Annotated in this window: 19 protein-coding genes and 1 riboswitch; of the genes, 11 read left to right on the top strand and 8 right to left on the bottom strand. The window is 63.1% G+C overall.

What is annotated here, in order from left to right; all coding sequences use genetic code 11:
- Position 1: 1 nt before the first annotated feature.
- The gene (locus tag H7C86_RS29130) at positions 2–466 is read right to left on the bottom strand and encodes a tRNA (cytidine(34)-2'-O)-methyltransferase (RefSeq protein ID WP_042951342.1); all 465 of its coding nucleotides are present in this window, start codon (positions 464–466) and stop codon (positions 2–4) included.
- A gap of 136 nt (positions 467–602) precedes the next feature.
- Here H7C86_RS29130 and H7C86_RS29125 point away from each other — a divergent pair, with 136 nt between their 5' ends.
- Both H7C86_RS29125 and H7C86_RS29120 read left to right on the top strand, forming a co-directional pair.
- Positions 603–1,283: an excalibur calcium-binding domain-containing protein gene (locus H7C86_RS29125; protein WP_020969120.1), complete on the top strand. Its 681-nt coding sequence runs from the start codon at positions 603–605 to the stop codon at positions 1,281–1,283.
- Positions 1,284–1,316: 33 nt separating this feature from the next.
- A complete protein-coding gene (locus H7C86_RS29120) occupies positions 1,317–1,937 on the top strand; it encodes a pentapeptide repeat-containing protein (RefSeq protein WP_003940770.1) in 621 nt (206 codons plus the stop codon).
- Between the two features lie 6 nt (positions 1,938–1,943).
- Here the strand turns inward: H7C86_RS29120 and H7C86_RS29115 are convergent, their stop codons facing one another.
- Together H7C86_RS29115 and H7C86_RS29110 are read right to left on the bottom strand one after the other, a co-directional pair.
- Positions 1,944–2,219 (bottom strand): DUF1905 domain-containing protein, encoded by a 276-nt coding sequence (locus H7C86_RS29115; protein ID WP_020969121.1) that lies wholly within the window; start codon positions 2,217–2,219, stop codon positions 1,944–1,946.
- 31 nt (positions 2,220–2,250) lie between these two features.
- The gene (locus H7C86_RS29110; RefSeq protein ID WP_020969122.1) at positions 2,251–2,763 is read right to left on the bottom strand and encodes a GNAT family N-acetyltransferase; all 513 of its coding nucleotides are present in this window, start codon (positions 2,761–2,763) and stop codon (positions 2,251–2,253) included.
- A 31-nt stretch (positions 2,764–2,794) separates the two neighbouring features.
- Between H7C86_RS29110 and H7C86_RS29105 the strand changes: the two genes are divergently transcribed.
- Both H7C86_RS29105 and H7C86_RS29100 read left to right on the top strand, forming a co-directional pair.
- Complete coding sequence (locus H7C86_RS29105) at positions 2,795–3,652, top strand: bifunctional methylenetetrahydrofolate dehydrogenase/methenyltetrahydrofolate cyclohydrolase (RefSeq protein ID WP_007727401.1); 858 nt, start codon at positions 2,795–2,797, stop codon at positions 3,650–3,652.
- A gap of 5 nt (positions 3,653–3,657) precedes the next feature.
- On the top strand, positions 3,658–3,942 hold the full coding sequence (locus tag H7C86_RS29100; protein ID WP_003940740.1) for a DUF3017 domain-containing protein: 285 nt from the start codon (positions 3,658–3,660) through the stop codon (positions 3,940–3,942).
- A gap of 5 nt (positions 3,943–3,947) precedes the next feature.
- On the opposite strand, the gene H7C86_RS29095 is transcribed toward H7C86_RS29100, so the two are convergent.
- The 4 genes from H7C86_RS29095 to H7C86_RS29080 form a co-directional block, all read right to left on the bottom strand.
- Entirely contained in the window at positions 3,948–4,523 is a 576-nt protein-coding gene (locus H7C86_RS29095; RefSeq protein WP_020969123.1) for a hypothetical protein, read from the bottom strand.
- Complete coding sequence (locus tag H7C86_RS29090) at positions 4,523–6,352, bottom strand: DEAD/DEAH box helicase (protein WP_259349322.1); 1,830 nt, start codon at positions 6,350–6,352, stop codon at positions 4,523–4,525. Before H7C86_RS29090 ends, H7C86_RS29095 begins: the two co-directional genes overlap by 1 nt.
- Positions 6,353–6,470: 118 nt before the next feature.
- On the bottom strand, positions 6,471–7,607 hold the full coding sequence (locus tag H7C86_RS29085) for a homoserine O-acetyltransferase (RefSeq protein WP_182262725.1): 1,137 nt from the start codon (positions 7,605–7,607) through the stop codon (positions 6,471–6,473).
- Positions 7,604–8,929 (bottom strand): bifunctional o-acetylhomoserine/o-acetylserine sulfhydrylase, encoded by a 1,326-nt coding sequence (locus H7C86_RS29080; protein WP_019747658.1) that lies wholly within the window; start codon positions 8,927–8,929, stop codon positions 7,604–7,606. Before H7C86_RS29080 ends, H7C86_RS29085 begins: the two co-directional genes overlap by 4 nt.
- 143 nt (positions 8,930–9,072) lie before the next feature.
- Positions 9,073–9,213, bottom strand: a riboswitch (SAM riboswitch).
- A 305-nt stretch (positions 9,214–9,518) separates the two neighbouring features.
- Here H7C86_RS29080 and H7C86_RS29075 point away from each other — a divergent pair.
- From H7C86_RS29075 to yhjD, 7 genes are all read left to right on the top strand, one after another.
- Complete coding sequence (locus tag H7C86_RS29075; RefSeq protein ID WP_019747659.1) at positions 9,519–10,742, top strand: NADP-dependent isocitrate dehydrogenase; 1,224 nt, start codon at positions 9,519–9,521, stop codon at positions 10,740–10,742.
- 129 nt (positions 10,743–10,871) lie between these two features.
- Positions 10,872–12,080, top strand: a complete 1,209-nt coding sequence (locus H7C86_RS29070; RefSeq protein ID WP_372461238.1) for an MFS transporter — start codon at positions 10,872–10,874, stop codon at positions 12,078–12,080.
- Between the two features lie 36 nt (positions 12,081–12,116).
- A complete protein-coding gene (locus tag H7C86_RS29065) occupies positions 12,117–12,962 on the top strand; it encodes an exodeoxyribonuclease III (RefSeq protein ID WP_078377401.1) in 846 nt (281 codons plus the stop codon).
- A 26-nt stretch (positions 12,963–12,988) separates the two neighbouring features.
- A complete protein-coding gene (locus H7C86_RS29060) occupies positions 12,989–13,522 on the top strand; it encodes a ribonuclease domain-containing protein (RefSeq protein WP_020969129.1) in 534 nt (177 codons plus the stop codon).
- Positions 13,522–14,016 carry a barstar family protein gene (locus H7C86_RS29055; protein WP_029254979.1) on the top strand — a complete coding sequence of 165 codons (495 nt, stop codon included), beginning with the start codon at positions 13,522–13,524 and terminating at the stop codon, positions 14,014–14,016. Before H7C86_RS29060 ends, H7C86_RS29055 begins: the two co-directional genes overlap by 1 nt.
- Before the next feature lie 26 nt (positions 14,017–14,042).
- On the top strand, positions 14,043–15,077 hold the full coding sequence (gene trpS / locus H7C86_RS29050; RefSeq protein ID WP_003941025.1) for a tryptophan--tRNA ligase: 1,035 nt from the start codon (positions 14,043–14,045) through the stop codon (positions 15,075–15,077).
- 51 nt (positions 15,078–15,128) lie between these two features.
- Positions 15,129–16,163 carry an inner membrane protein YhjD gene (gene yhjD, locus H7C86_RS29045; protein WP_020969131.1) on the top strand — a complete coding sequence of 345 codons (1,035 nt, stop codon included), beginning with the start codon at positions 15,129–15,131 and terminating at the stop codon, positions 16,161–16,163.
- Here yhjD and H7C86_RS29040 read toward each other — a convergent pair.
- Complete coding sequence (locus H7C86_RS29040; protein WP_176450521.1) at positions 16,160–17,476, bottom strand: D-alanyl-D-alanine carboxypeptidase family protein; 1,317 nt, start codon at positions 17,474–17,476, stop codon at positions 16,160–16,162. The two genes, yhjD and H7C86_RS29040, sit on opposite strands and share 4 nt — an antisense overlap.
- Positions 17,477–17,483: the final 7 nt, after the last annotated feature.

Genomic DNA, 17,483 nt, shown 5'->3' with positions numbered 1-17,483 from the left:
ATCAGACGGCGCCCTTGAACCCGAGCTGACGCCACGCCTCGTACGTCACGAGGGCGGCAGCGTTGGACAGGTTGAGGGACCGGCGTCCGGGAAGCATCGGGATACGCAGGCGCTCGGTGATGTGTTCGTCCGCCAATACCTCTTCGGACAGTCCGGTGGGCTCGGGCCCGAACAGCAGGACGTCGCCGGGTTGGTAGGCGATATCGGCATAGGACGTGGTCGCGTGCGCGGTGAAGGCGAACACGCGAGCGGGGGTGACGGCTTCCCACGCCGCAGCAAGGTTCTCGTGGACCGTGACAGTCGCCAGATCGTGGTAATCCAAGCCTGCGCGCTTGAGTTTCGGCTCCGACAAGTCGAAGCCGAGAGGGCCGACCAGGTGGAGTTCGCAACCGGTGCCCGCGACCATGCGGATCGCGTTTCCGGTGTTGGGTGGGATGCGGGGCTCGTGGAACATCACTCGGAACACTCGAGGAACTGTACCGGGCGTCGTATCGGTGCCCGCGTCCGTGAGAAGACCGGTCGGGAAGTGTGGGCGAATTGGTAACAAACCGGCCAGTCCGTGCGAATCTATTTCCGGCACTCTTCGCAGAACGGACATTTAGATGAACCCTCCCGCCGGTTGGAACCCCGACCCCTTCGACCCCACGATCGACCGTTACTGGGACGGTCAGCAGTGGACTGCACAGACCCGGCCCAAGGGCGTCGACGCACCCACTCAAGCCTTCGGCACTCCCACCCAGGTCTTCGGTGCTCCCGGTTCGCCGGTGCCGGACGCAAACGCCGAGGAAGGCAAGACGCGGCGTAAGTGGCCGTGGATCGCCGGCGCAGCAGTCGTGGGGCTGGTTGCCATCGCCGCGGCGACGGGCGCGGGCAAGTCGGAAGAATCAACGACGCCTGCTGTGACCTCTTCTACGACAGCGGCGGCGACGACAACCAAAAGCACGGTCCCGTCGACGACGAAGACCACGACGTCGTCCCTCTTGCCGACGACGACAACGATCGTGCCGCCACCAACGACGACAACCGTGGCAATCGTGCCGCTGGTTCCGCAGGTTCCGGTAACGACGACTACGCCGTACGTTCCGCCCGCCCCGGCGTACACCCCGCCGAAGACAACGGAACCCGCGTACGTTCCGCCGCCGGCAAAGGTGCCTGATGCAGGGGTGTATTACGCCAACTGCTCAGCGGTGCGAGCGGCTGGTGCTGCCCCGATCTACCGCGGCGATCCCGGCTATTCGTCCAAGCTTGATCGTGACGGTGACGGCGTGGCCTGCGAGACCTAGGCGATCGAAGCGGTGTCGGTGCGGCGGGGCAGTATGGACGGCATGCTCCCCGAAGAATCCGACGACGTCGTCGGCGAAGACTATTCAGACGCGCGGCTGGCCGGGCAGAAGTGGCGTCAGCGCACTTTCACCAATTGCAATTTCCGAGATGCCGACCTCACCGGACTCACGACGGAGTCGGTGGTGTTCACGGATTGTGATTTCACCGGCACCGATCTGGGGGAGTCCGTGCACACGGGAACGGCGTTTCGCTCCTGCAATTTTGCTCGGACCAGCCTGTGGCACAGTACGTTCCGAAACTGCAGTCTGCTCGGGTCGACGTTCGACGGTTGCCGTATCCGGCCGTTGACGCTCGACGAAGTCGACTTCTCGTTGACCTCACTCGGTGGGGCGGACCTGAGGAAGATCGACTTCACCTCATGCCGATTCCGTGAAGCGAACCTGGTTCGGGCCGACATGCGGGGCGCGGTGCTGGCGTCGGCGGATCTGTCCGGTGCTCGTACGGGTGGACTCAAACTCGAAGGTGCAGATCTGCGCGGCGCGCGGATCGATCCGAGCCTGTGGACGTCCGCATCCGTCGGAAACGCGCAGATCGAGTTGATGCAGGCGGTGGCTTATGCGTCGGCGCACGGTCTTGTCGTAGACATGAAGTAGAGGCGCCTAGCTCTCCACGCGCTCCTCGAGGCGCACTGTCACCATCTCGCCGGTCTCCTTGCCGATGGCTTTGCGAAGATCGGCTTTGACCGGCAGCTTGTGGTTGCCGTCTCCCAGCGCCATGAACGAACTCTGGAACGGATGTCCGTCGATCGTCCCGCGTACCTTGACCAGGCCGCGGGTGCCGAAGAACTCGGCGGACTCCGGCCAGATCACGTAGGTCCACCCACCCTTGGCGTCACTCTTCTGCAAGGTGGCCGTGAATTCCTTGTCCAGCAACATGATGACTGTCCCTTCGGGTCGTACCTTGTGATCAGCGGATGAATTCCCGTGCGAGCAGATCCATCAGCAGTCCGTCCTTCCACACACCATGGCGATCTCGCGAGTACTCGCGCATCACCCCGACGTCTTTGAACCCCACCGATCGGTAGCAAGCGATGGCGACGGAGTTGTCGACTTCCGGGTCGATGACCAGACGGTGGAATGCGAGGTCGTCGATCAGGTGGGCACACAGCACCCGAATCGATTCGCGACCGAACCCTTGGCTGTGAAAGTCGGGATCGAGGAACAAGTCGAGCCCGGCGTGGCGGAAGTCGGGATTGTCCTCCGCCTCATACCACTGGATGAAGCCGATCAGGTGGTCGCCGTAGAAGATGCTGTAGCGCGTGGTGCCGGCCTCCGGCGCTGCAGGCCAGTCGTCGTCGGGATTTTGCCACCACTGCACGACGTCCGGGTGCAGGTGAATTGCCCGCAGACGGGCGTGATGATCGGGCGCGACGGGGGAGAGGAGCACCCTCGGGCCGCGTAGTTCCGGAGCCGTTGTCACTCATCGACCCTAACCTGGAACAATGGTCGCCGTGACTGCAACGATCCTCGACGGCAAAGCTACCCGCGACGAAATCTTCGAAGACCTGAAGGTGCGGGTGAGCGCTCTGAAGGCAGAGGGCATCACACCCGGCTTGGGCACCATCCTGGTGGGCGACGACCCGGGATCCGCGGCTTACGTGCGCGGCAAGCACAACGACTGCGCCAAGGTCGGTATCAATTCTTTGCGACGCGACCTGCCTGCCGACATCACGCAGGAACAGCTCAACGCGACGATCGACGAGCTCAATGCCAATCCCGAGTGCACCGGCTACATCGTGCAGTTGCCGCTCCCCAAGCACCTCGACGAGAACGCGGCCCTCGAGCGTATCGACCCCGACAAGGATGCCGACGGCTTGCATCCGGTCAACCTCGGTCGACTGGTGTTGGGCAAGGAAGCCCCGCTGCCGTGCACCCCACGTGGAATCCTCCACCTTCTGCGTCGCTACGAGGTCCCGATTGCCGGTGCACACGTGGTGGTTGTCGGACGCGGCGTCACGGTCGGTCGTCCGATCGGATTGCTGCTGACGCGTCGTAGCGAGAACGCGACGGTCACGCTCTGCCACACCGGTACCCGCGATCTCGCGGCCGAGGTTCGCCGCGCCGACATCATCGTCGCTGCCGCCGGCGTTCCCGGCCTCATCACCGCAGACATGGTCAAGCCCGGAGCAGCGGTCCTCGACGTCGGCGTCAGTCGCACCGACGACGGCCTGCGCGGCGACGTCGCAGCCGACGTGAACGAGGTCGCCGGCTTCGTCTCACCCAATCCCGGTGGTGTCGGACCGCTGACCCGCGCGTTCCTGATCACCAACGTGGTCGAGCGCGCCGAGCGGGTTCTGGCCGGAGTCTGAGTCCGATGTCCTCACTGGTCGGCCTCGCGAAGAAGAATCTGCCCATGCTCGCGGTCCTCGCCGTGATCGCGGCGGCCGTGGTTCTCGTGCTGGCCGACCGGTGGCGTCGCGGCGCCCTCGTCTTCGGTGTTGCCGTCATCATCGGAGCTGCCGCTCGGTGGTTCGTTCCCGAGAATCGTGTGGGGTTGCTCGCGGTGCGCGGAAGGGTCTTCGACACTGCGGCGATGGGTGTGATGGGTGTGTTGATCGCGACGCTCGCCCTGACCATCGATCCGCTCGGCACCGACTGAGAAGATCAGTCCCCGTAGAACGAGCGAATGTCGATATCACTCAAGGGGATCCACTCCGGTGAATCTGTGGATGTCGACTTCTTTCCAGCCTTGACCGGTGCACTTCGCAGCGTCACCGCAAGTGCAGGTTCCTCGTCGATTCGCCCGGCCAGGGCGTAGATCGCGGCGAGATGGTGAACGCACGGCGAGCGTCGACCTGAGCAGTCGCAGCTGGCAGTGCACTCCGAAAGATCAACGGCTACTGCGATATTTCGAGCCTGCAGTTCGGTGACGATGCTGTCCGGCAGTTCGCCGGTGGAGACGGATCTGTTGGCCTTTCCCGCCGAACGGAGAAGGCTCTTCACTGCGGCGATTTCGGATTTGGTCCAGAGCGGGACAGAAATTGTCACCGACGAAGTTTTTGCTTTGGTGCTCACCTCCGCGACGACGGTCCCCGATGAGACCACGGTGAACTCCACGGAACCGTTGCGTGCGAGGGTACGAGCCGTCGGCAGGGACGGGTTCGGACCGGATGCCGCAGTCCGCTCCACCGTGCGCAGCCATGCTCGACCCCAAGCGGTGACACCGAATTCGTTGGCCATCAGATGATCACCGCGCCGTCGAGTTCGAGGAGTTCACGCAGTTCGGTGTCAGGTAGATCGGCCAGGGCGGCCTCGACGTTCCCGGAAACAGCATCGGCCACAGCTCGTTTGGACTCGTGCATCGCTGCGATGTGATCCTCGACGGTACCGCCCGTCACCAAGGTGTGGACGTTGACGGTGCGCTTCTGGCCGATGCGGTGTGCCCGGTCGGTTGCTTGGTCCTCGACGGCTGGGTTCCACCACCGGTCGTAGTGCACGACGTGACTTGCTCGCGTGAGGTTGAGGCCGAAGCCGGCGGCGCGCAAGCTCAGAATCAGAACCGGTGGTGAATCCGTGTCGTTCTGGAATGCGTCGACCATCGCGTCGCGCTTGTCGGTGTTCAGGCCGCCGTGAAGGAAGGGGATTGCGCCGATTCCCAACTCGGAGCCCAGGTGCCGTGAGAGCATCTCGCCCATCGTCCGGTATTGCGTGAATATCAGCGCGCGATCGCCGTCGTCGACGATCTCGGCGATCATTTCCGTTGCGCGGTCGAGCTTTCCGGATCTTCCGTAGAGGTCATCCGTATCGCCGGTGACCTGCGCCGGATGATTGCATACCTGCTTGAGGGTGGTCAGCAGCGCGAGGATATTGCCGCGCCGGGCAATTCCCGTACCCAAACCGGTGTCGAAAGCATCTGCAACTGCAGACCGATAGATGCGCGCCTGTTCCGACGTCAGAGTGCACGAGACGGTGGAAAATTGCTTGGGCGGAAGATCCTTGGCCACTGTGTCTTTGGTTCTGCGCAGAATGAACGGATCGATGACCGCGGCAAGCCTGGTCGCCGCGGTGGCCGATCGACCGGATTCGATCGGTACGGCAAAGCGTTGACGAAACCGTGCGCGAGTTCCGAGGACTTCGGGATTGGCGACGCGAAAGATCGACCACAATTCTTCGAGACGGTTCTCCACCGGCGTGCCGGTCATCGCTACCTTGACGTCGGCCGACAACTGCATTGCGGCCTTCGCTGCCAGCGAAGAGGGGTTCTTGATCTGCTGTGCCTCGTCGAAGACCACTGAACTCCAATGGATCGGGGCCAATTGTGCTGCGTCGGAACGCAAGACGCTGTAGCTGGTCAGCACCGTGGCGCCGGCAGGAACACGAGTGGGAAGTGCGCGAGCGGTCCCGTGATGAACGTGCAGTGTTAGATGCGGAGCGAATCGCTCGATCTCGCGGCGCCAGTTTCCGATGACCGAAGTGGGACACACAACCAGGTGTGGACCGTCGTCGGCGCGGATCGCGATCATCGAAATCGCTTGCAGTGTCTTGCCCAAACCCATCTCGTCGGCGAGGATTCCACCGCCCGAACCCGACAGTGCAGTCAGCCAGGCAACTCCGTGCACTTGATACGGGCGCAATGTCGCCTGAATCTTTGCTCGGCGAAGACTCTCCACGGCTGCGCGCGCATCCGTGAACAACCGCACCGTGGACCGGGCGCTTCTGATTCTCGTGTCGTCGCGCTCGATCGCGGCATGCGCTGCAGTCGGAATGTCATGTGCGCCGGTGTCGATGACGCGCTTCCATGCGAGCAACGACGGTCCGAGGTCGTCGCGACGTGCATCGAGGGTGTGCAAGGCGTCGATCGCGGTGGCGAGGTCGAGCAGTTGCGCTTCGACGTCGGTCGCTGTGATCGACTCGTCGACCGGGATCGCCAGCCGGCAGATGCCCGGCGATCCCGTCGGCATCCCCAGCGCCGACAGACGCGCTGCCGGATCTGTGTCACCCCAGAACGCGAAGGACATGTGCTCGGGAATGTACGTAGCCTGCAGGCGCGTCGAGCATGGCTGATTCACGTTCGCCGATGCTAGCCGCGCCGGCTCAGGGACGCCAATGAAAATGTCGGGAAAACCTGCAGATCAGCTGTAGTTTTCCCGACATTGACGGATCCTGAAATTGTGCCTCTGTGCCGGATCAGCGGGCCGTGCGTGCGAACTCCATCGTTCGGCGAAGCAGTCCGGCGACAGCGTCCGCCTCCGTCAGGAAGCCGTCATGGCCGTCTCTGGACTTGAGAATCTCGAGGCCAGTGCACGTCGAAATGCCGTCCGCGATCTCCTCCTGCAAACGAAGGGGATACAGCCGATCCGAGTCCACGCCGCCCACGACGACCGGCGCCGTGATCGATGCCAACGCCGCTGCAACGCCGCCGCGTCCACGACCGATGTCGTGCCGGTTCATGGCCTCGGTCAGGAGGACGTACGTGCTCGGGTCGAAGCGGTCGACCAGCTTGTCTGCCTGATGTTCCAGGTAACTCTGGACGGCGTATCGTCCACCGTTCCAAGGATTTTCGTCGTTCTGAGCGGAGTTCTCGAAGCGCGCATCCAGTTCGGACTCGGTGCGGTACGTCAGGTGCGCGATGCGACGGGCGATGCCGAGTCCGGCGCGAGGTACCCGCCCCGTTCCGTGGTAGTCACCGCCCTGCCAATCCGGATCGGAGACGATGGCAGCGATCTGCGTCGTCTGGGTGCCGATCTGATCTGCGGTGGCCCGTGAACCGGTTGCGAGAACCAACGCGGAGCGAATGCTGTCCGGGTAGGTAACTGCCCATTCGAGGGTGCGCATGCCGCCCATGGATCCGCCGACTACCGAGGCCAACTGGTCTATCCCGAGGAGATCGACGAGCTTCTTCTCCGCCGCGATCTGATCCCGGATGGAGATCTCCGGGAACCTGCTGCCCCACGGCTTGCCGTCGTCGGCCAGCGAACTAGGACCGGTCGTGCCGCGACAACCACCGAGGACATTTGTTGCGATGACGCACCATTCGCCGGTGTCGATCGGTTCGCCCGGCCCAACCATCCCGTTCCACCAGCCGGGGGAGGGCTGATTTGCGGAGATCGGTCCGGTGACGTGTGAGTCTCCGGTCAGTGCGTGCTCGACGAGTACGACGTTGTCGCGGTTCGGGGACAGCTCACCCCACCGCTGAACGGCGAGCGAAACCGATGGGAGTACCGCGCCGCTCTCGAGTTCCAGGGCGCCGATGTCGACGAACCCCACCTGGCCGTCGGGCGGGGGAAGGAAGTCGATCCTGGGCTCCAATTCGTTCACGGTCACGAGTTTGCCACCGCAGCCAGGCCGACGGTGATATCGGCGAGGATGTCGTCGATTCCTTCGATACCGACCGCGAGGCGGACGAGTCCGGGCGTGACACCGGAGGCGAGCTGCTCTTCAGGGGTGAGCTGCGAGTGTGTCGTCGAGGCGGGGTGGATGACGAGTGAGCGAACGTCACCGATGTTGGCGACGTGGCTGTGCAGCGTCAGGGCGTTGACGAACGTCTTGCCCGCATCGATACCTCCGGGCAGCTCGAAGGTGACGATGGCGCCGGTTCCCTTGGGCGTCAGCTGCTTTCCGCGTTCGAACCATGGCGAGGAGGGGAGTCCCGCGTAGGAAACGGAGGCCACCTCGCCGTGGCCGTCGAGGAATTCGGCGACCTTCTGGGCATTGGACACGTGGCGCTCGATGCGCAGGCTCAAGGTTTCGATGCCCTGCGCGATGAGGAACGCGTTGAACGGCGCCACGGCGGAGCCGAGATCGCGCAGCAGTTGGACGCGCGCCTTGAGTGCGAATGCCGGCGCGCCGAGGTCTGCGAAGGTGACGCCGTGATAGCTGGGGTCAGGCGTCGTGAAGTTCGAGTGGCGACCCTGCGTCCAATCGAAGGTGCCACCGTCGACGATGACGCCGGCGATCGCGGTGCCGTGTCCGCCAAGGTATTTGGTGGCGGAGTGAACGACGATGTCGGCGCCGTGTTCGAGTGGGCGGAGCAGGTACGGCGTCGCGACAGTGTTGTCCACGATCAACGGAAGACCGTTCTCGTGGGCCAGCGACGAGATACCGGGGAGGTCGAGAATGTGGTTCTTGGGATTGGCGATCGTCTCGCCGTAGAACGCCTTCGTGTTCGGGCGAATGGCTTCGCGCCACTGCTCGAGGTTGTCGGGATCTTCGACGAAGGTGACTTCGATGCCCAGCTTGCGAAGGGTGTAATGCAGGAGGTTGTACGTGCCGCCGTACAGGTACGGGCTCGAGACGATGTGGTCGCCGGCTTCGGCGATGTTGAGGATCGCGATGGTTTCGGCAGCCTGGCCCGAGGAGAGGAGGAGTGCGGCGACTCCGCCTTCGAGGGCGGCGATGCGCTGTTCGACGGCGTCCTGTGTGGGATTCATGATCCGCGTGTAGATGTTGCCAGGCTCGGCGAGGCCGAACAGTGCCGCAGCGTGATCGGTGCTGTCGAAGACGTAGCTGGTGGTCTGGTAGATCGGCAGAGCGCGCGCATTGGTGGCGGTGTCCGCTGTCTGCCCGGCGTGCACCTGCTTGGTCTCGAACGACCAGTTCGCGGTCGGATCAGAAGTTGCTGCGCCGTCGGCTGTGTTGTCGGTCATGATTTGTTCACTCCAGTGGTCTGACGGATAGATGTCGGACGGGGGCGAAGGATCGCCGCCCCGTGCTGGGGTCTATCTACAAGTGCGACACATACTGAGTTACCTCCGTGGGGCTCGGCCCGGTCTGGGGTCCGTCCCTGTCGGACCCGCGCTTGTCACCCGAATTGCGGTGGAACTGCGTGAGCAGATCCACGTCGGGAAACCTGGTCATCACCCGGGGCACCCCACCGCGGTTGGAGGGTTGCCGTCCAGCGAGCCGGGGCTTGACGCTGGCACTCATGACCAAGTCGGATTCTACCGGGAAGTGAGCGCAGTCCTGACGCGGGGCGAATTGTGAGCCGCAACCGCACACGAGACAGAGCGACGCAGCCCACTAGCAGGCAAAAGTTACTCGCGAGTAGAGACCGATGGGTGGACCTGCCGGTTGCGGCCTCACGGGTTAGCAGTACGCTTGTCTTGTTTGGGACTCATCTCCCGAGATCAGTCCACACCGTCTAGGTTTGATAATCGAACCGTTCGCGGACCCACTCACAAAGTGTGACCGCAACCGTGTAACCAGGGAAACTTCCTAGGAGGACGCGAAGCACCCATGTCCAAAATCAAGGTTGAGGGCACCGTCGTCGAACTCGACGGCGATGAGATGACGCGCATTATCTGGCAGTTCATCAAAGACAAGTTGATCCATCCGTATCTCGATGTGAACCTCGAGTACTACGACCTCGGTATCGAGTACCGCGACGAGACCGACGACCAGGTCACCATCGACGCAGCGCACGCGATCCAGAAGCACGGCGTCGGCGTCAAATGCGCCACGATCACGCCGGACGAGGCACGTGTCGAGGAATTCGGTCTCAAGAAGATGTGGCGTTCCCCGAACGGAACGATCCGCAACATTCTCGGCGGCACGATCTTCCGCGCACCGATCATCATCTCCAACGTTCCGCGACTCGTTCCGGGCTGGACCAAGCCGATCATCATCGGCCGTCACGCATTCGGCGACCAGTACCGCGCCACAGACTTCAAGGTCCCCGGCCCCGGCAAGGTGATGATCACCTACACGCCTGAGGACGGCAGCGCACCGATCGAGCACGAACTGGTCAACTTCCCCGAAGAGGGCGGCGTCGTCCAGGGGCAGTACAACTTCACCACGTCCATCCGTGACTTCGCTCGCGCGTCGCTCACCTACGGACTGCAGCAGAACTACCCGGTGTACCTGTCCACCAAGAACACCATTCTCAAGGCGTACGACGGTGCCTTCAAGGACATCTTCCAGCACGTCTACGAGACCGAGTTCAAGGCTGAGTTCGATGCCGCAGGTCTGACCTACGAGCACCGCCTCATCGACGACATGGTCGCTTCCGCACTCAAGTGGGAGGGTGGATACGTCTGGGCATGCAAGAACTACGACGGCGACGTCCAGTCCGACACCGTGGCCCAGGGCTTCGGCTCGCTCGGCCTCATGACGTCGGTTCTGCTGACACCGGACGGAAGGACCTGTGAGGCAGAGGCTGCTCACGGCACCGTGACGCGTCACTACCGTCAGCACCAGCAGGGCAAGCCCACCTCGACCAACCCGATCGCGTCCATCTTCGCGTGGACCCGCGGACTCGAGCATCGTGGCAAGCTCGACAGCACCCCTGAGGTCATCGGCTTCGCGCAGGCGCTCGAAGACGTTGTCATCAAGACCGTCGAAAGCGGCCAGATGACCAAGGACCTCTCGATGCTGGTCGGCGGCGATCAGGGCTACCTGACCACCGAGGAGTTCCTCGGCGCACTCGACGTGAACCTGCAGAAGGCCATGGCCGCGAAGTAGATTCACTGTTTCACCTTCTGATGGGACGTCCGGGAAACCGGGCGTCCCATTTGTGTTCGCGGTCTCACGTGAGTGAACTCACCCGCTCTCACTTGGAAGTTCAACCAGGTGTGAGACCACAATTGATCAGTGACTTCGTCTACCCTCTCCCGTTCTGACACCTCGACACCCGGGGTTCGTTCCGCCAGAGGTCCAGCGATGCTCGCTCTTGCCCTCGGCGGTTTCGGTATCGGCACAACCGAGTTCGTCGCCATGGGATTGCTCCCGGAAATGGCATCCGGGCTCGGCGTCTCTGAACCCATCGCGGGTCACGTGATCTCGGCGTACGCGCTCGGGGTTGTCGTCGGTGCTCCGCTGATCGCTGCTCTCACCGCACGGGTACCGCGCCGCACCCTGTTGATCGCACTCATGGTCGCATTCACCGTCGGCAATGCCGCTTCGGTCTTTGCGCCCTCGTACACGACGCTGATGATGGCTCGATTCGTCGCCGGATTGCCGCACGGCGCGTACTTCGGAGTCGCCGCACTGGTCGCCGCTCATTTGGCCGAACCAGGTAAACGCGCGAAGGCCGTGGCGATGGTGATGATGGGTCTGTCCGTGGCCAATGTGATCGGGGTGCCGGTCGCGGCCTGGATCGGCCAGGCACTCGGCTGGCGCAGCGCCTTCGCCTTGGTGGCCGTGATCGGGGTGGCAACGGTTGCTTCGCTGTTCGTCTGGATTCCGCGGTTGGACGGTATGCCGGTGACGAATCCGATCACCGAACTCGGGGCACTGGGCCGCGTTCAGGTGTGGATGACCCTGATCGTGGGAATGGTCGGATTCGGCGGGATGTTTGCCGTCTACACCTACATCAGTACGACGCTCACCGACGTGTCCGGTCTCGGTGCTTCGTTCGTTCCTCTGGCGCTCATGCTGTACGGACTGGGCATGGTCGCCGGCAACTTCGTCGGTGGATACCTCGCGGATCGCGCGCTGATGAAGGGTTTGTTCCTGTCGATGGGATCCCTCGTGGTGATCCTCGCGGTCTTCGTGATCGCCGTGCGCAATCCGTACACGGCGCTTGTCTTCGTCTTCCTCATCGGGCTTGCCGGGTCCTCGATGGTTCCTGGCCTTCAAACACGGTTGATGGATGTCGCCGAGGACGCTCAGACCTTGGCTGCGTCTCTCAATCACGCCGCGCTGAACATCGCCAATGCCTTCGGAGCGTGGATCGGCGGCGTCGTCATCGCTGCCGGTTACGGGTATACCGCACCGGCAGCGGTTGGGTCGTTGCTGGCCGTCGCGGGTCTCGTCGTGCTGGCGTTTGCGGTGATTCTGCAGCGTAGGGCCGTGCGCTGACCTGGGCGCCCATCCGCGTCGGTGGAATCGGCTACGGTGCTTGCCGTGCCACAAACTGCTGACTCCCACATTCTTGCGCCCCACACCATCACGTCCGTGAACGTCAACGGCGTTCGAGCAGCTGCCCGCAAGGGCATGCTCGACTGGCTGGAGAAGACGTCGGCGGATTTCATCTGCCTTCAGGAAACGCGTGCGTCGGACGATCAGCTTCGCGACACTCTCGAACCAGCGCTCGGCAACGGATGGTTCCTCGTCTCCGCCGAGCCGTCCGCGAAGGGACGCAACGGAGTCGCTGTGCTTTCACGCACGGAACCTGACGCGGTGCGGATCGGTCACGGGGACGACGAGTTTCTCGACGCCGGTCGATACATCGAAGCCGACTTCGCGGATCTGACCGTCGCGAGCCTGTACCTGCCCTCCGGTGAGGCGCTCACGCCGAAGCAGGAGGAGAAGGAGCGGTTCATGGCGTCCTTCGCAGTTCACCTCGCTACCACCGCTGCGGCGGCCGAGGCTGCCGATCGTCACGTGGTGGTCAGCGGCGATTGGAACATCGCGCACACCGAACTCGACCTCAAGAACTGGAAGACCAACAAGAAGTCTTCGGGATTCCTCCCCGAGGAGCGCGCTTGGATGGATCTGCTGTTCGCCGAAGATTCCGCGTGGGTCGATGTCTTCCGCACCCTCCATCCGGGTGTCGACGGTCCGTACTCGTGGTGGTCGTACCGCGGCAAGGCATTCGACAACGATTCGGGTTGGCGTATCGACTACCAGGTTGCCACCCGCGGATACGCCGAGCGGGCCAAGGTTGCGCTCGTGGAACGCGCTGAGTCCTACGACCTCCGTTGGTCGGATCACGCACCTGTCACTGTCTCGTACCGGTAGGGACGCGCATGTCTGAAGGTCTGAAAATGCCGAGCGCAAAGACGCGCAACGCCATCATCACCGTCGTGGTGGCGGTGGTGGCGCTCGTACTGGCGGTAACCCTTTCTTCACGTGACTCCGACAGTTCGGCGTCGTCGGTTACGAAGTCCTCGAGTGCCCAGTCCTCGACTGTTCAAGCCAAGCCGGGTGCTACCACCAAGGCCGCGCCGTCGAGTTCCGTGCCCTCGAGCTCCGCGCCCTCCAGCTCCGCTGTCAAGACAACGCAGCAGACGAACAGCGATGCGCCGACGCGCGTTCTCGCCACGCTCGTGGAGATCGACGCCGGGCGGTGGCCGGATTCCGCCAATGCGCCGGGTACCAAGGGCGGCATCACCTTCCGCAACAGCGAAGGGCGTCTGCCCGCTGTCGGTGCCGGTGGCGGACGTGTCGTCTATCAGGAATGGGACGTCAACGCGAAGAAAAACGGCCAAGGTCGTGATGCCGAGCGAATCGTCACCGGTAACGACGGTTCGGCGTGGTACACCCTCGATCACTACGACACGTTTGTGAGGATTCGCTGATGTCGGACTCGTCTACGGTCAGCGTGGCGCAGTGGCTGGATCCGTCTTCGGATGTGGCTTCAGTGGCCCTGCGGAGCGACCCGGCCGTCGCAGATGATCTTGCACGTGAACTCCGTGGCGAGAATTTTGTCGTTCGGGTGGTTCGCGGCGAGAACATGCGAACAACGGCGCAGGTCTTCGACGAGTTCGCGGCAGCCTTCCAGTTTCCGTCCCACTTCGGGCGCAACAAAGACGCTTTCGACGATGTCATGCGCGATCTCGACGGCGTACTCGGACTTGGCGCCGGATATGTAGTTGTGATCCGAGGTGCGGGTTCTCTACTGTCCGAGCAACAGGATCAGTTGGAGTGGTTCCGCGAAACGATGGACTTCTACACCGAAGAATGGGAACCCGTCGTTTTCCGGACCGTCTACCAGTTCGGTGCGGAGGACCTCACCGCCCACGGTGAAGACCTCGTCGAACTCGACTACCCGGGCACCACGCCACTGCACTGATTTCCACTCGTGAAAAGATCGGAACCATGTCGACCCCTGCAGAACAGAAGCCCACCGCAAAGCCTCGCGTGCTTTCCGGAATCCAGCCGACGTCGGATTCTTTCCACCTCGGCAACTACCTGGGTGCGCTGCAGCAGTGGGTTCCGTTGCAGGACGATTTCGACGCTTTCTACTTCATTCCGGATCTTCATGCCATCACGGTGACGCAGGACCCGAAGGAATTGCGTCGTCGCACCAAGGTTGCGGTGGCTCAGCTTCTTGCGGTGGGGATCGATCCGGATCGGGCGACGCTGTTCGTACAGAGTCAGGTTCCCGAGCACGCACAGTTGGCGTGGGTCCTGAACTGCATCACCGGTTTCGGTGAAGCCAGCCGTATGACGCAGTTCAAGGACAAGTCCGCCAAGCAAGGCAGCGACAACGCCAGTGTCGGTTTGTTCACGTATCCGGTTCTGATGGCCGCGGACATCCTTTTGTACCGCCCGCAGCGAGTTCCGGTGGGTGAGGATCAGCGTCAGCACCTCGAACTCGCACGCGATCTGGCCGGCCGGTTCAACACCCGCTACGGCAAGGCGTTCGTTGTTCCCGAGCCGCAGATCATCAAGGGCACGGCAAAGATCTACGACCTGCAGGATCCGACCGCCAAGATGAGCAAGTCCGCCGCCAGTGCGGCCGGACTGATCAATCTGCTCGACGATCCGAAGGTGTCGGCAAAGAAGATCAAGTCGGCCGTCACCGACAACGAGCGCGAGATTCGTTTCGACCCGCAGGCCAAGCCGGGCGTCAGCAACCTGCTCACCATTCAGTCGGCTCTCTCGGGAGTACCGATCGAGACTCTGGTCGCCGGTTACGAGGGCAAGGGGTACGGCGACCTCAAGACCGATACCGCTGATGTGCTGACCGAGTTCGTCACCCCACTCAAGGCGAAGGTCGACGGTTACCTTGCCGACGAGGCAGAGCTGGATCGCATCATCGCGGCTGGAGCGCACCGCGCCCGTGAGGTGTCTTCACGCACTCTCGCCGCTGTCTATGACAAGGTCGGATTCCTGGCACCGAAGGGCTGACTTACGCGAATTCGGACTCACGACGCCTGACCGAACATGAGGGGGACGGCAATGGCTGACACGGACGACGACGCACCGAGCTTTCTCGAGAAGCAACGAGCAGCGCGACCCTGGCTCGATCATCTGGTTCGCGCCGCAGGACGTTTCCAAGAGCAAAAGGGCGATTACTACGCTGCGGGAATCACGTACTTCAGTGTTCTCGCATTGATTCCGATCATGATGGTCGCGTTTGCAGTGGCCGGTTTCGTATTGGCCGGGCATCCCGAGTACCTGGAGTCGATTCAGGAGCAGATCACCAAGAGCATTCCGGGCAGCTTGGGTGACACCATCAACACGCTGATCGATTCGGCTATCGACTCGCGCGCGAGCGTCGGAATCTTCGGTCTCCTGGGTGCCGCGTACGCGGGTCTCGGTTGGATGGCAAATGTTCGCGACGCGCTGACGGCGATGTGGGAGAGCAAGCGCGAGCCGAAGGGTTTCGTTCGTACCAAACTCGGTGACGCAGGGGCCCTCATCGGTCTGGCTCTCGCCATGGTCGTCTCACTGGGAATGTCGGCGCTGAGCAGCGGGCCGGTTGCGACTCAGATCGTGAAATGGCTCAACCTCGAGAACATCACCGGTGTCGGCGTGGGGCTCAGAGTCGTTTCACTGTTGCTCTCACTCCTGGCGACGTGGGCGGTGTTCCTGTGGGTGATTGCCCGGCTACCGCGCGAGCCTGTCACGCTGCGCAGCGCCGCGCAGGCAGCGCTTATCGCCGCGGTCGTGTTCGAAATCTTCAAGCAGGTAGGTGCGATCTACCTCGCGGCCGTCACCAGTGGCCCGGCGGGCGTGGCATTCGGCCCGATCATCGGTTTGCTCGTGTTCGTGTTCACTGCGTCGAGGATGCTGCTGTTCTGCACGGCGTGGGCGGCGACGACAAAGGAAAGTATGGCTCTCGCCTTCGTTCCGCCGCCGGATCCGGCCGTGATCTCGCCGCGAATCGTTGTCAGTGACGGAGCTTCACCGTCTCGCGTGGCTGCGTTGATCGCCACGGGTGCGGTTGCCGGCCTGGGTCTTTCGGGCTTCATGCGCCGTCGGCCGCGCTAGCGCCTTCGACGGTTCAGGGCAACGGCTCCCGCCACCAGCGCGATCACCACAACTCCGCCGACAGCACCGATGAGGATGCGGTCAGTGGTGTCCGACTCGGTGTCGGTAGCGGTGGGTGCTGCCGAGATCGAGCCTGGTGCAGCGGCAGACGGTGTGCGAGTGACATCGGGCGTGGCATCGTCGGTCGATCGGTCCGTCAACGAGCCGACGGTTGTGCTGGCGGGGAGTGCATATCCGTAGTCGAGTAGACGGGCAGCCTGCTCCCACGGACGGATCGGCTTGGCTTCGCCGCCCATCAATGTCACCAGTAGTTTCCGGCCGTTGCGCTCCGCAGCACCGACGTACGTGTGGCGGGCGTCGTCGGTGAAGCCGGTCTTGCCGCCCAATGCGCCGTCGTAGTTGTAGAGCAACTGATTGTCGTTCGCGAGAGTGAATCCGGGGCGGTCCTGATCGTCAGGAATCGTCGGATCTTTCGGGAAGCCGGGAAACTCGACGGTTTCGGTATGGATCAGTCCGGCAAACGTCGGATTCTGGAGGGCTGTATGGAAGATTACGGCCAGGTCGTACGGTGAGCTGCTCATCCCCGGGCCGTCGAGTCCGGATGGAGTTGCCGTGCGAGTGTCGAGGGCGCCGAGTTCGGCCGCGAGCGCGTTCATCTTCGACACGGCTGCAGCGTCACCGCCGAGTTGGCGGGCAAGAGCGTGCGCGGCATCGTTTCCCGACGCCATGACCAGACCCTGCATCAGTTGCCGGTTGGTGTACTTGCCGCCCTTGCCGATGCCGACAGCGCTACCTTCAGCGTCCGCATCTTCGGCAGTTGCGGTGATTTCGGTGTCGAGATCGAGTTCGTCGAGAGCGACGAGAGCCAACAGCATCTTGATGGTGCTGGCCGGTCGGTAGCGACCGTGCGGATCTTTCGCGGCGAGGACCTCACCGGTTTCGGCGTCCGCGAGTACCCATCCGGATGCCGCGATGTCGGCCGGGAGCGGGGGAGCGCCGTCAGGAAGTACGACGCCACACTCGCCGAGCTTGTCTCCACCGACGGGGCTTTCCGGAATCGGGACAGCAGTCGGGGCCGTGGATCCGGGCGCAGGTGCTTCGGAGAGATCGATCGCCGGCGCCGGGCTACTCGTGAACGGGCAGCTGTCGGTGTTGGGTGTTGTGAACGGTGCCTCGGTGGTGGTGGTGGTGGGCGGCGGCGGGGCCGGTTGGGCGCCGGCCACTCCCGAGGTCCCTACGACACCGGTAAACGCAATGCTCCCTGAGAGCACTGTTCCGGCCACTGCCACTGCACACTTTCGACGCCACATCATCGATATA

The organism is Rhodococcus sp. UFZ-B548 (assembly GCF_903819475.1).
GTDB classification, from domain to species: domain Bacteria; phylum Actinomycetota; class Actinomycetes; order Mycobacteriales; family Mycobacteriaceae; genus Rhodococcus_F; species Rhodococcus_F erythropolis.
The sequence above is the reverse complement of the archived record's forward strand: the minus strand, read 5'-3'. Positions and strand labels throughout refer to the sequence as shown.